The 12952-nt window shown below is 65.0% G+C and carries 11 protein-coding genes; 8 read left to right on the forward strand and 3 right to left on the reverse strand.

Annotated elements, in window-relative coordinates; all coding sequences use genetic code 11:
* The 5 genes from ACIPR8_RS18520 to ACIPR8_RS18540 all read left to right on the forward strand — a co-directional run.
* Positions 1 to 2177: hypothetical protein (locus ACIPR8_RS18520; RefSeq protein WP_446541963.1), on the forward strand; the 2177-nt coding region annotated here is incomplete at its 5' end.
* 275 nt (positions 2178 to 2452) lie between these two features.
* Positions 2453 to 3157 (forward strand): hypothetical protein, encoded by a 705-nt coding sequence (locus tag ACIPR8_RS18525; RefSeq protein WP_446541964.1) that lies wholly within the window; start codon positions 2453 to 2455, stop codon positions 3155 to 3157.
* A 2-nt stretch (positions 3158 to 3159) separates the two neighbouring features.
* Positions 3160 to 3543 (forward strand): hypothetical protein, encoded by a 384-nt coding sequence (locus ACIPR8_RS18530; RefSeq protein WP_446541965.1) that lies wholly within the window; start codon positions 3160 to 3162, stop codon positions 3541 to 3543.
* Between the two features lie 478 nt (positions 3544 to 4021).
* Positions 4022 to 4282, forward strand: a complete 261-nt coding sequence (locus ACIPR8_RS18535; protein ID WP_446541966.1) for a hypothetical protein — start codon at positions 4022 to 4024, stop codon at positions 4280 to 4282.
* Between the two features lie 317 nt (positions 4283 to 4599).
* A complete protein-coding gene (locus tag ACIPR8_RS18540) occupies positions 4600 to 4953 on the forward strand; it encodes a hypothetical protein (RefSeq protein ID WP_446541967.1) in 354 nt (117 codons plus the stop codon).
* A 529-nt stretch (positions 4954 to 5482) separates the two neighbouring features.
* Here ACIPR8_RS18540 and ACIPR8_RS18545 read toward each other — a convergent pair.
* Positions 5483 to 7114 (reverse strand): recombinase family protein, encoded by a 1632-nt coding sequence (locus tag ACIPR8_RS18545; protein WP_446541968.1) that lies wholly within the window; start codon positions 7112 to 7114, stop codon positions 5483 to 5485.
* A 46-nt stretch (positions 7115 to 7160) separates the two neighbouring features.
* Between ACIPR8_RS18545 and rimO the strand changes: the two genes are divergently transcribed.
* Both rimO and ACIPR8_RS18555 read left to right on the forward strand, forming a co-directional pair.
* Positions 7161 to 8519 (forward strand): 30S ribosomal protein S12 methylthiotransferase RimO, encoded by a 1359-nt coding sequence (rimO, locus tag ACIPR8_RS18550; RefSeq protein ID WP_446541969.1) that lies wholly within the window; start codon positions 7161 to 7163, stop codon positions 8517 to 8519.
* Positions 8516 to 9352, forward strand: a complete 837-nt coding sequence (locus tag ACIPR8_RS18555) for a DUF3025 domain-containing protein (RefSeq protein WP_446541970.1) — start codon at positions 8516 to 8518, stop codon at positions 9350 to 9352. The genes rimO and ACIPR8_RS18555 overlap by 4 nt, the downstream gene beginning before the upstream one ends.
* Positions 9353 to 9428: 76 nt before the next feature.
* Here ACIPR8_RS18555 and greB read toward each other — a convergent pair whose 3' ends face one another.
* A complete protein-coding gene (gene greB, locus ACIPR8_RS18560) occupies positions 9429 to 9932 on the reverse strand; it encodes a transcription elongation factor GreB (protein ID WP_132864377.1) in 504 nt (167 codons plus the stop codon).
* Positions 9933 to 10038: 106 nt separating this feature from the next.
* Between greB and ACIPR8_RS18565 the strand changes: the two genes are divergently transcribed.
* Positions 10039 to 11493 (forward strand): rhomboid family intramembrane serine protease, encoded by a 1455-nt coding sequence (locus ACIPR8_RS18565; protein WP_446541971.1) that lies wholly within the window; start codon positions 10039 to 10041, stop codon positions 11491 to 11493.
* A 72-nt stretch (positions 11494 to 11565) separates the two neighbouring features.
* Here the strand turns inward: ACIPR8_RS18565 and ACIPR8_RS18570 are convergent, their stop codons facing one another.
* Positions 11566 to 12834 carry a hypothetical protein gene (locus ACIPR8_RS18570; RefSeq protein ID WP_446541972.1) on the reverse strand — a complete coding sequence of 423 codons (1269 nt, stop codon included), beginning with the start codon at positions 12832 to 12834 and terminating at the stop codon, positions 11566 to 11568.
* Positions 12835 to 12952 lie beyond the last annotated feature (118 nt).

The raw sequence follows: 12952 nt of genomic DNA on the forward strand, positions 1-12952 counted from the left end.
ACGCCCAGCAGGCTGCGGCGGATGCAACGGCAAAGGCCAACGCAGCCCGCGATGAGGCTATCGCCCGGGTGGACGCACTGGCCGGCGAGGTCGGGGAAATCGTCAATGCCCCCGAGTGGTCCGAAACGGAGGACTACATTGCCGGCTGGCTCGTGCGAGAGGGTGGGAATCTCTACCGCGCGAACGTTGCGAACACGAACGTCAGGCCGAGCACGAATCCGGCCACGTGGGAGTACATCGGCCAGTTCGCGTCGGTGGCAGAGGCCGCTGCGGCTGCGTTGCAGCTTGCCACCACCACCGCATCCGAACTGGAAGCCGAAGCGTTGCGCATCGACTCGCTGCAGGCACGCATGCCGGCAGGGACGGGCGTGCTTGAAACCAAGGCGCGTGTTGACCAGGTGGATCAAGCCAGCGTTGATCGCGATGGCGCGCTTGGCTTGCGGGTGGGCAACGTTGAAGCCACCATCCCCGATCTTGCGACGAAGGCGAGTGTCACGGCTGTTGAGCAGGCCAGTGTCACGCGCGATAACGCGATGGCGGACAGCCTTACGTCCGTTCGGAGTGCCATCGGCGACATCGCGACGATCCAAAACCCGTCCTTCGAAACCATCACGGGGAACATCGGCTGGGGTACTGTCGAGACGAGCCCAAGCAACAACCAGCTGCCGCCGTCGTCCGCGTTCTTTGACGGTTCTGCAGCAAATGGCCGCTACTCCATGCGGTTCAATGGTGACGCGGCGAACCCGAATCGAACGTTGTTCAACGCGCAAGTTTTCGAGATCCGCAACTCGAAGCGCGTGTATCTCTCGCTCGACTCGCAGACCGCCGGCACCGCTCCAGCGGCTGGTACGCAGATCCGTATTGGTGTCCGCTTCTATGACACCACGGGAACGGCCCTGCCGAACCAGTGGCTGCCATGGATCACGACAACGACGGGTGGCTGGGTGTGGGGTAGTCGCATCATGTCGGGCTGGGTGAATGTGCCGGCTGGAGCTGCAACCGGCAAGGCGATGATCTACATCGGGAATCACACTGCCGTCGGAAGTGGCATCTTGGTCGATAACGCCGTGTGCGAGGTCGAATCGGCACAGGGCGTTATCACGGCCGCTGCAATCTCGGGCCTGACCACCGACGTTAGCAACATTGATGGGCGGGTGACGACTCAGGCACAGCAGATTGGCCAAGTGAAGGTGACGGCTGACGGTGCAAGTGCGGCCATCACGAACCTTTCGGAAGTGAGCATTGCGTCAAACGCAATCGTCACGCTGGATGGCGGGTTCGAAACCGATAAGGCTTGGGGCTTTAGCACCGGTGTCGTGGACACCTACAGCTATGGCATGCCGCTGTATTCAGACCTCAGCACCGCCAATGCCCGTTCCGGTCGGTGCCTGCGCATGCTTATTGGGTTCAGCAACCTTGTCTATAACCAGCGGCATATCCGCGTAAGCCAAGGCCAAAAGTTCAGGTGCACGTTCTGGGTTCGTGCCCAAGGCTCCGTTGCAACGGCTGGCTATGTTCGTATCTCGGCGAGCGCATGGAATAACAACCGCGAGTACACCACGCACTACGATACCGACGCCTATGTTGCGCTTCCGGGGCTGGACTACAACTATCGAAAGGTCACCGGTGTGTGGGAAGTCCCGGCGGGCGTGTCATTCCTGCAGTTCTGCGTCCGATGCAGCAATACCGGCAATCCGAACACGTACGTCCTGGTGGACGACGTGCAAATCGAACTGCTGAGCGAGGAGCAGAATGTTATCCGCGCGAGGAACACGGTAACGACTGATGTCAATGGGAACATCAGCGGAACCATCAACGAGAACGATGGGCAGCGCAGCAGCTATAGCATTCTTGCGAGCGTGTTTCGAGTCTTCACCGGTGCTGCGGCAAGTGGCATGGAATGGCAGGCCAACTACATCCGCATTTACGGCAACGGGTATCAGCTCGTGATGGGCACTGGCTTCGGCTCGCAAGGGAACCTTGTCCAGTGGTTCGGGGCCAATGTGGGCGCGGCCAACTGCACCACGGCGAACTGCATTGAATGCAAGACCACCGCAGGTCAGACCTTCATCCGTGGTTCCAACGCACAGGGCTCGATGGAGATCATGAACACCCTGGTCACTATCCGGGACAACAACAACGTCAAGCGGGTGGAGTTTGGTCTGCTTGTTGACTGATGGGAGGCGTAGATGCCGGCGGGACTTAGGACGCGGAGCGCTGCGAACGTCGTTGAGCTGACACTGACGAGCCGGGCAACGCGCTTGCTTGGGTACATGGAGCCGGCTTCGGCCGGCTCGGTTGTCGTTCCAGAGCTGGCCGAGGGCACGCCATTCGTGTTCCCTGTGCTGGATCAGAACGGGATCATGTACCCCAGCAACTTCATGCTGCCTACGGTGAGCGGCACAACACTGAGCTGGTCGGGTCCCGGCCGCTTCTACTACGGGACATTCTGATGCGCGCGGGCTTTCAAATCAGGAACGATGACCTGAAGTTGATCATCGATGAGCGTTTTTTCAACTATGCGTTCGTGTCTAAGCACACGGTGAAGTTCAACGCGGGCAACACCGGACCGGTGACCGGCGGCTATGGCAACCAAGCGTTGCTGTCGCTGCCGGGACTGGGCCGCCCCATCGTCGCAGCGCGCAGCAGCAAGCCGTGGACGGTCATGCGCGCCCGGCCAGTGTCGGGCGGCTGGGAGTTCGGTTGGATCTCGGCGCACGGCGCGGGAGCCGTGCCAACTGACGAGATCGAGGTGTTCGTGTTCGACCGCCCGAAGGTGCTTGGCGGGGGCGGTGCAGGCATTCGCCTGTTCGATGCTCAGGAAAAGCCGGTGTTCGATTCGCGGCAGCGGTACATGCGGGTCGTCAACTCCACAGTGCTGACCGGCACATCGGCGTCGGGTTCGGTTGTGCTGCCGGCCGGGCAGTACGCCCAGATCGTGCCCATCCCGGCCTATCGATGGATGGGCAACCAGGCCACCCCGTCATCCAACTGGATGTGGGCGTGCTCCGCGAGCCTGATCACTTCCTCGGCCACGGGATGCACCGTCGCATCCCAGAACACGGGGGAGGGCTCCTACGCGCCCTGGGCCGCGCCGGCTCCAGTGGCATCCAGCAACCAGATGCAAATCATCACTGTTGACGTTTCGGGGTATTGAGCATGAGCGAGCAGGTAATGCGGGTGACGGAAGGCGGCGACGTGGAGCGTGTCTACGACGAAGCGAACCGGGATGTGCTGGTGTGCCGGCGGGCGGAAATCTTCTTCACGCCGAACGATGATGGGACGCCGAGCACCGCAGGCAAGGTGATCTGGCATACCCAGTGGTGGAGCTACATCGGCTCCTTCAAGCGCGGCGAGGCATTGGGTCCGCAGCTGGAGAACAGCATCGATGAGGTGCTGGGGAACAGCTACGACGTGGGCCTGCCCGAGCCGCTGCCCGCTTCGGTGATAGTTGCCGGGATCAAGGCTGCTTATGTCCAACGTGCTGCTGCCCATTTTGGGGTTGCAATTCGCAGCACCCACAATGGGGGTAATGGAGGGTAAAGGCGGAACTTTCTTGTTCATGTGGCGAGGCTTTAGAGCGCCACAGCACGATGCGTGAGGCTACACGAAGCAGGTATCCATGCTGATGTTGGCGGGTGCTGTGCTGCCGGTGGCGTGCGTGTCCCACTTCAATCGACATTGCGTGTTTCGCTGAGAACGTCGGTGCCGAGTTGTTCTTGCTCATTGTGCGACAAACTGTCACTGTAGGACGGGAGAGGCGTGTGCTACGTTTCAGGCGTAGTTCTTGCGGCTGCTGCGAGATGCTGAAGTTGATGTGTGTTCAGCTTCAGCGTGAGGCGCTCAGCCGCACGCCGGCCGCCTTGGGTCTTGTCCACCTCAAGGCGCGAGACGCCCGACAGGCTCGTCGTGAACCGGCACCTGAATCACTTCTTCCGTAGATTAGAGAGCTGTGCATATGCGGATACTTCTCTTGGAGAGTCCTCGATTTGCCGCGACTGTCGCACTGGCTTTGCGATCAATGGGCATCGTGATCGTGCCAGGGTTGGGCGGGAGCGCTGGTGCATTCGAGGAACGAGTGGCTTCCCTGCTGGATCTTGATCAGCGCAAGCGTCTTCTATCCTTTGCCTTCTTCATCGATGCGACCGCTGAATGGGTCGACTACTATATCTACACGTCAAGCGATGGCGGGGGGAGTCTATTCGAGCAGGAGCGAGTTAAGTTGGCTGTGGAGCAATGGGTTGAAGCAGGTCGCCCCAACTCATTCACGGCAGACGTGTAGGCATGATTCGGGATGGCCTTCTAGTCTGGCGGCCCTAGCTTTGGATCGATCACTTCTACTTCATTCGAAAGTGGAGTTCCCAGCTTTTACTGACCACCTGATCGGCAGTGAGAGTGTGTGGGATTGATCTATTTTCGTCTATACTGAAATGAGATGGCTCACCGGCCATCAACACGCCCCGTGGCAGGGGAGTGGCCTCTGCACTGCGAGCCCAAACTCCGGTGCTGCGCCGGCCGCCGTGTCCCCAGACATGGCGCGTGACGCCCCGCAAGGCTCGTCGTGATCCGGCCATCTCCGATCCATACAATGGCGGCCGCATGAAGATCCCCGTATTCCGCACCCCCAGATCGATGTCCATGGTTGCCGTGGACCTGATGCTGCACGGCATCGTGGTCGCGGACGCCATGCGCCCCCACAACCGCCTGCTGGCCGGCGAGCTGCGGGAGGAGTTGGGCATCAAGCCCGATGACACCGACGACGACCGGGATTTCCTGCTGCACCTGTCCTGCGAGGTGGACCCGGCCGGCGAGTACGGATGGGTCGATTACTACGTCTACAGCGGCACGTTCCCCATGGACCCGATGCGAGCGAAGGAGCTGGTGTGCGCCGCGGTGCGCCAGTGGGGCACGGTCGGGAAGCCGGACTATTTCGTCGCCAAGCTGAACCCCTGACTTCGAACGCGAGGCGTACGAAGCGGGTCGCAGCCCATGCGATTGACGCCTGCCAAGCTGCAGGCCATGGACACATCGACCAAGAAGCAGGTGTGGCATCCCAGCAAAGCCGCCTGGGCAAGGGCTCGGGCGGCTGAGCTGGACGGGCAGGCCCGGCAGCTGGAGCAGTCCAGCGCCGGCAACTGGCGGCAGCGAGCCCGGTCCAGAGCTGCGGCGAGCCGGCTACGACTTCGGGCCGGGGACTACCTGGTCAAGGCGGTGCGCTACGAGGAGGCGGGCGAGTAGGGGCTTCTCCACCAATGGTGGAAAAGCCGGAATCCCGGCTACCGTGGGGTGGTGATCCACCGCCCAGTTCTTTAGCCTTCGCTTAAATAGCAAGTGGCGCGTTTTAACTGGCAGGTGGCATCGCGTTTCCCGACCCCAAGTGCAATGGCGCATGGCGGGTGTCGAGCGCAGGCTCAGCCTTGCAGGTCATCCGAAAATCTGCAGGGCATGCAGGTACTGCAGGTGCTGGGCATGCCCGGCTGGGTCACCGGGCAATCCCGGGTGGCAGAGGCAGGTCGCCCGCCTGCATGTCTTCGCCGGTCTGCCAGGCCCCCGTCTGGCGGTCGATGCTCAGCAGCCGGCTGCCGCCGCGCTTGGCCATGAGGAGCACGGCAATGGTTCCCTTCCAGGAACGGGTGACCTCCGGCGTCACGCCGCGGTGGTAGATGACGATCTTGTCGAAGGTGTCAGCCACCAGCTGGCGAGCTTTCATCCGCGCGTCGTAGTCCAGGGCTTCGACGCCTTCGACCAGCTCAGCCCAGGCCTTGGCGACAGCAGGAGTTGGGGATGAAGCGGCCGTGGCCAGCTCATGCTCCAGTGCGTCCACCCGGGCCTGCTGCTCGGCCAGCTGAGTCTCCAACTCGCGCGCGCGGCGCATGAAGGCGGCCGGCGATTGGCCAGGCTCTGCGCTCAGCAGGGCGTCGGTGATCTTCTCCACCTTGGCGGAGGTGTCGGCGGCTGCCGCGCGGGCCGCTGACAGCTGGCCGGCTATCCCTTCCGCCCGGTCGCTTCCTTCCAGCAAGCGGGAGAGGTTCATTTGGTCGGCGCAGAACGCCATGACGGCGCGCTCGATCGGCACCACGCTGCAGCTACCCGCCACTGCACAGCCCGCGCCTTGCTGGTTGCTCACGCAGATCAGCCGGCGGTGCCCGTTCTGTGGCTTGCCGTCCGCCCGGCGGGCGCGGTTCATCAGGTTCTGCCCGACAAGGGCGGAGCCGCAGTAGCCGCAGTAGCTGATGCGCAGGCCGGTGATGAGGCTCGGAATTTCACCGGTGCCCTTGCGGCGTACCCGCTGGCCGGTGACGTGTTGGAGGCTGGCGAACTCCTCCGGCTCGATCAGGGCGGGGTAGTAGCCGGGCAGGCGGTACTCCTGGCCATCGACATTCAGGACCTTCTCGCCGATCAGTGCCCGGTTCCTGACGATCCGATAGAGCTGCTGGGAGGGGTTGCCGCCGTTGGTCAGCTGCAGGCCCAGCTCATCGAGCGTCCGCATGATCCTGACCGCGCCGTGGCCATCCTGAAACATAGCGATTGCCTTGCGGACCGCCTCGGCCCGTTCGGGGGCCAGAACGAAAGTGTCGCCCTCCAGGGCAACCCAGTGCGGGTCCTTGCCGTTCCGAACCAGCCCACGCCAAGTGCCGTCGATCCAGCCCTGGCACTGCCTGTGGATGGCCGCTCGCACGCGCTTCGACTTGGTGTCCGATTCCTCGTGCGCCCGGATCATCACCAGCAGGCTGTAGACCAGGTCCATGGGTTGGGCCTTCAGACCCTCCCGGTTGTACTCCCGTCCGTCGCTGGCCGTCACGACGGTGATGCCGGCGTTGATGATCTGGGCAAGCTGGGCCTGGGCCTGGATGGGCTCGGCGCGGCTCAGGCGGTCCAACCCCTCCACGATCAGGACGGAGCCGGCGGGTATGCGGCCGTCATCGATTGCCTGCAGGAACACCCCGAGAGCGCCCCGGGTGACGTGGCGCTGGTGGTAGGCCGACAGGCCCTCATCCTGCATGGATAGGGTGGAGTCGAGGGTCAACCCCCGCTCGGCGGCCCAGCGCCGCGCGTACTCCAGCTGTCTGTCGGCACTACTGCCGGCCGCCTGCTTGGGATCACTGAAGCGCAAGTAGCTGTAAACTCTCGCCTTTGTAGCCATAGAGCCAGGGTTTGCCGTGTCGGAGCGTAGAAGTATAGGGTTTGTTTCACTCGGGTGCCCGAAGGCCCTCGTCGACTCCGAGCGCATCCTCACCCAGTTGCGGGTGGAGGGCTACGACATCGTGCCGTCCTACGATTCGGCCGACGTGGTGGTGGTCAACACCTGCGGCTTCATCGATTCGGCCGTGGCCGAGTCGCTGGATGCCATCGGCGAGGCGATGAACGAGAATGGCAAGGTCATCGTCACCGGCTGCCTGGGCAAGAAGTCGGAGATGATCCGCGAGCATTACCCGGACGTGCTGTCGGTGTCCGGCCCGCAGGACTACACCAGCGTCATGGACGCCGTGCATGCGGCCCTGCCGCCCAAGCACAACCCGTTCGTGGACCTGGTGCCGGACTACGGCATCAAGCTGACCCCGCGTCATTACGCCTACCTGAAGATTTCCGAAGGCTGCAACCACCGTTGCAGCTTCTGCATCATCCCGTCGATGCGTGGCGACCTGGTGTCGCGCCCGGTCGATGAAGTGCTGCGCGAGGCCGAGCGTCTGGTGAAGGGCGGCGTGCGCGAGCTGCTGGTGGTGTCGCAGGACACCTCTGCCTACGGCGTGGACCGCAAGTACGCGCCGGGCACCTGGCGCGGCAAGGAATACGCCACCCGCATGAAGGCGCTGTGCGAAGGCCTGTCCGAACTCGATGCCTGGACCCGCCTGCATTACGTCTACCCATACCCGCACGTGGACGACGTGGTGCCGCTGATGGCCGAAGGGAAGATCCTTCCGTACCTGGACATCCCGTTCCAGCATGCCAGCCCGCGCATCCTCAAGCTGATGAAGCGCCCGGGCGCGGTCGACAAGACCCTGGAGCGGGTGCTGCGCTGGCGCGAGATCAGCCCGGACATCACCGTGCGTTCGACCTTCATTGTCGGCTTCCCGGGCGAGACCGACGCCGAGTTCGAACAGCTGCTGGAGTTCCTGGATGTCGCCCAGCTCGACCGCGTGGGTGCGTTTGCGTACTCGCCGGTGGACGGTGCCACCGCCAACGACCTGCCGGACCCGGTGCCGGAAGCGGTGAAGCAGGAGCGTCTGGCGCGCTTCATGGAGAAGCAGGCAGCCATCTCCGCCGCCAAGCTGGAAGCGAAGATCGGCAGCGTGCAGCAGTGCCTGGTCGATGTGATCGAAGACGGCATCGCGGTGGCCCGTTCCAAGGCCGATGCGCCGGAGATCGATGGCCTGGTGCATATCCAGAACGGCGAGGAAGCACGCCTGCGCGTGGGTGACTTCGTCAACGTGGAGATCACCGACAGCGACGAGCACGACCTGTTCGGTGATGCACTGGTCGAGCAGGCGGCCAAGCCGTTCGATCTCAAGGTGCTGTGACCGCAACGGTGAATGAAGTAGGCGCCGGCCAGGGGCGGCGTCGGTTCATTGCCCCGTTGCGCGGGCAGGTGGGTGCCGAGTGTTTCCGGCATCCCGTGTTCGACGGTTATGCCGACCAACGGGACTTGCTGACCGGCGCGGATTGGCCCGCCATCGATGCGCTCAATGCGCGGCTGGCGTCGCCGCATCACCGTTTCGTGGCACAGGACGCCGCACTGCTGGCCGACGGCCTGCACTACGAAACCCGCATTGCGCAGGGGCGCATCGCCACGCGCGAAGAGAACTGGCATGACCTGTTCAACGCGCTGGTGTGGATGCGCCATCCGGCGATCAAGCATGCGCTCAATGCGCGGCAGTGCCTGCATATCGCGCGGCTGGGGGCGAGCGAACGCAACCCTGCGCAGCAGGCCCTGACCCAGTTCGACGAATCCGGCGTGATCGTGCGCGTGCGCGATCCGGCGCTGCTGCTGGCGTGGGATCGGCACGACTGGCCGGCACTGTTCGCGCCAGCGGGCTGGCAACGGGGTGACATCGCCGTGGCCGCCGTGATCGGGCACGCGTTGATGGAACAGATGCTGGTACCGGGACGCTTGCTGGTCGGCAAGTGCGTGGTGGTGCACGGTGAAGCGGACGCCGCTGCCGTGGCGCGGGTCGCCGCGGCGATCACCGCCGGGCAGGTCTTGGCCGCTGCATCCGAATTGCGCCCGTTGCCGTTGGCCGGCATCCCCGGGTGGCATCCGCACCAGGATGCGGCATTCCTGGCGCAGGCGGACTACTTCCGCCCGCTGCGTGAGGGGCGTCGCTATCGGCCCGCGTTGGCCGAACCCGCGTAGGCGGGGATGCAATCCCCGCAACGGTCGCTACGTTGTTGCGTGTTGGCCGCTTTCTGCGATGGGGGTCTTGCCCGGGTCAGCCCTCGTAGCTGACATCGACCAGCACGAAGCGGGTGATGCCGCCGGGCAGCTCGACACTGAACTCATCGTCGATGCGCTTCTTCAGCAGGGCACGGGCCAGCGGTGAATCGATGCTGATCCAGCCGGTGGCCGCATCGGTCTCGTCGGGGCCGACGATGCGGTAGACATGGCTGTCGCCCGAATCGACGTTCTCCAACTCGACCGTGGCGCCGAAGAACACCGCTTCCGGGTCGCTGGGGCGGGTGTCCACCACGCGCAGGGCTTCCAGGCGCTTGCTCAGGTAGCGCACGCGCCGGTCGATTTCACCCAGCTGCTTCTTGCGGTAGGTGTACTCGGCGTTCTCCGAGCGGTCACCCTCGGCCGCCGCCGCAGCCAACGCCTTGACCACCTCCGGGCGGCGCTGGCGCCACAGTTCGTCCAGCTCGGCCTTCAGGCGCGCGTGGCCTTGGGGCGTGATCAGCGCGGTGCTTTTTTCTGCAGGTGGGCGCCAACGGCTCATTGCGGGAATGCATGCTTTGCGGGAGGACGCCATGGTAGCCGCGGGCGCTTGCGCGCGGCTATCGGATCGCTGAAGCTGCGCCGTCCAGACAAGGGAATGTCCGTCGATGTTGATCCTGCCGTTGCACAAGCCACTGAGCCTGGCCACGTTTCCCTGCGTGACGGCCTTGCTGGTGCTGGTCAATGTGTTGATCTACTTCGGTTGGCAGGTGCCGGACGAGGACAAGGTCCAGGCTGCACAGGCCTGGTACCTGGCCTCTGGCCTCGACGCCCGCGAGGTGCCGGCCTATCGCAAGCACCTGATCGAAACCGGGCAGGTCGAAGCGTTGCAGGCGTTCGAGGCGCTGCCCGCGCGTGACAAGTCGGTTTATCTGGCCGCCTCGACGCAAACTGACGTCGCATTCCATCAGGCCCTGCAGCACGGCGAACTGTTCGAGACGGAAGAAGAGCGCAACGAATGGGCACCGTTGCACCAGCAGTACCAGTCCCGGCTGGACCAGGTGTTCACCCTGCGCCATCTGCTGCGCAGTTCGGAATGGTCGCTGCCGCGGATGTTCTCCTCGGCCTTCCTGCATGGTGACGCGCTGCACCTGTTCGGCAACATGGTGTTGCTGGTGGCCTTGGGCCTGCTGCTGGAAGGGGCGATCGGCAGCTGGCGCTTTCTGGCCGTCTACCTGCTGGGCGCGCTGGGTTCCAGTGCGGTGAGTGTGCTGTGGCGTTGGGGCGAGGCCGGCGGCGGGCTGGGGGCATCGGGTGCGATCGCCGCGGTGATGGGGGCATTCTGCGTGGTGTGGGGGCTGCGCCCGGTGCGGTTCTTCTACTGGTTCGGGATCCTCTTCAACTACGTGCGCGCGCCGGCGATCTGGCTGCTGCCGGTCTGGCTGGGCTGGGAAGTGTTCAACCTTTTCACCAACCAGGGGGCGGGCATCGGTTTCGACGCACACGCCGGTGGCCTGGTCTGTGGCGCGTTACTGGGCGGCGTGCTGGTGCTCACCCACCAGACCCGCGAATCCTTCATGCGTGAGGACGAGGCCCCGGCAGCCCCCGACACGCGCTGGGAGCAGGCGCTGCTGCACATGGGGCGGATGGAGAATGCCGCCGCCGAACGGCTGCTCGCCGCGCTGGCCGCCGAGCAGCCGCACCGGCTGGACGTGGCGTTGGCGCGCTTGCGTGTCGCCGACAACGATGGCCGCGGTGCGGCCGCACAGGCGCGGCTGGGTGAGGCGATGATGCTGGAGGCGACGGACCCCGCCGAGCGCGCCGCGCAGCATGACCTGGTCAAAAAGCTGCAGGCCTCGCCGGGGATGCCGCCCGCGTCGACGTTGCGGGCAGTGCTGGCGCGTTGCTTCAAGCAGGCCTGGTTGGCGGAGGCCGAGGCCCTGTTGCTGAAGGCCTCCGGGCTGCCGGAGGGCGAGCAGGCCCAGTTGTGGTTGCGCCTGGCCCTGCGCCACGGTGAGCTGCACGCGCCGGAGGAGCAGCGCCGCCTGCTCGATGGCATCGCGCGGCGTTACCCCGGTTCGGAGCAGGCGGGGAAGGCGCGGTTCCTGCTCGAGAACAGCTGAGGCCCGTCGTGCCCCGGTCGCCATGCCGCAGGCGGGGATGAACTCCCCGCCACTGTCAGGGGCCGAACCGCGTCACGCCAGGTTCGGGCTCAGTGCCCGTTGCGCGGCTTCGAGCTTGCGGCGCTGTTCGGGGTCTTCGCAGCGGCCCAGGGCGTCTTCCAGCAGGGCGCGCGCTTCGTCATCGCGGCTGTAGCGTTCGGCCAGCAGCAGTGCGGCCTGCACCGCCCATTGCGGTGCCAGCGGCGCGCGCGGCCAGGCCTTGAGCATGGCCAGTTGGGCATCGAGCTGCAGCTGCAGTTGACCGCTCAGGCGGGCGCGCTCGGCCAGGGTGGTGGCCTGCTCCGGATCGGCCGGGGCGAAGTCCGGATCGGTTTCGAGCAGCTCGCGCAGCACCTGCATCGCCTGGCGTTCCTCCTTTTCGGCCAGCAGGCGGGTGATGTACTGGCGGCCGTGCTCGCGCAGGGCGTCGGAGACTCCCTTGCGGCGCAGCAGGCGATGGTAGAGCTCATGGACCGGCAAGCCGACCGCGCGGCTGCGGACGGCCGCGCGCAGTGCATCCATGGCGGCTTCGGGGTGGCCGTCGCGGACGAAGTGCTCGGCTTCGTCCAGCAGCGCCTGGTCAGGGGCATTGCGGGAGAGGGGCTGCGGCGCGCCTTCCGGCTCGAAACCGAGCACATCGTGGTACTGGTAGACCATGTAGCCCAGCAGGTGGAAGGTGGCGAACAACCCCCAGATGCTGAAGAAGGTCAGCACCAGGTCGCCGATGATCGGGGGCATGACGGCATGCAGCCACTTGCCGGCGGTCAGTGCGCTGGCCTGGATCACGAACAGCAGCAGGAACACCGCCAGGTAGGGCCAGCCGATACGCACGGCCAGGGTGATCGGCGTGGCCGGGTTCAGGGCGGCGCGCAGGCTGCCGTCCATGGCCAGCGAGATCACGCAGCCCGGCTGCAGGAACACCACCGCGGCCAGTGCGGCCAACCCGATGATGGGGCCCAGGAAGGCTGCCACCACGACCACGAAGATGCCCATCAGGATCATCATCGCCAGCAGGCGGATCACGGTGCCGTCGCTGGAGTACAGCGTGTTCTCCGGCGCGGCCAGACGCCCGTTGGCGGTCTCGCGCAGGATCTCGAAGGCGTAACGGTAGACGCCGACCCAGACCACGATGGCCAGGATCCAGCCGATGCCCGGCAGCAGGCCGAGCAGGGTGCACAGGGTCAGCGCGATCAGTGCATACAGCGCCGCGCCGCGCACCGGGTAGAACGTGATGGACGGCAGCCGCTGCCAGAACGGCTCGGGCGTGCTGCGTGACGAGTTGCGATGCGAACGATCTTCCATGAATCCCCCGTGGTGCTGCGCACATTCTGGGGGGCAGGGCCGGGGGGCGGCCACCGCCCGCCCCCCGCGCGACTCAACCCGTGGCGCCGAAAAAGCTGCCGAGGGTGGCGCGCCCGCG

Source organism: Stenotrophomonas sp. LARHCG68, assembly GCF_052871705.1.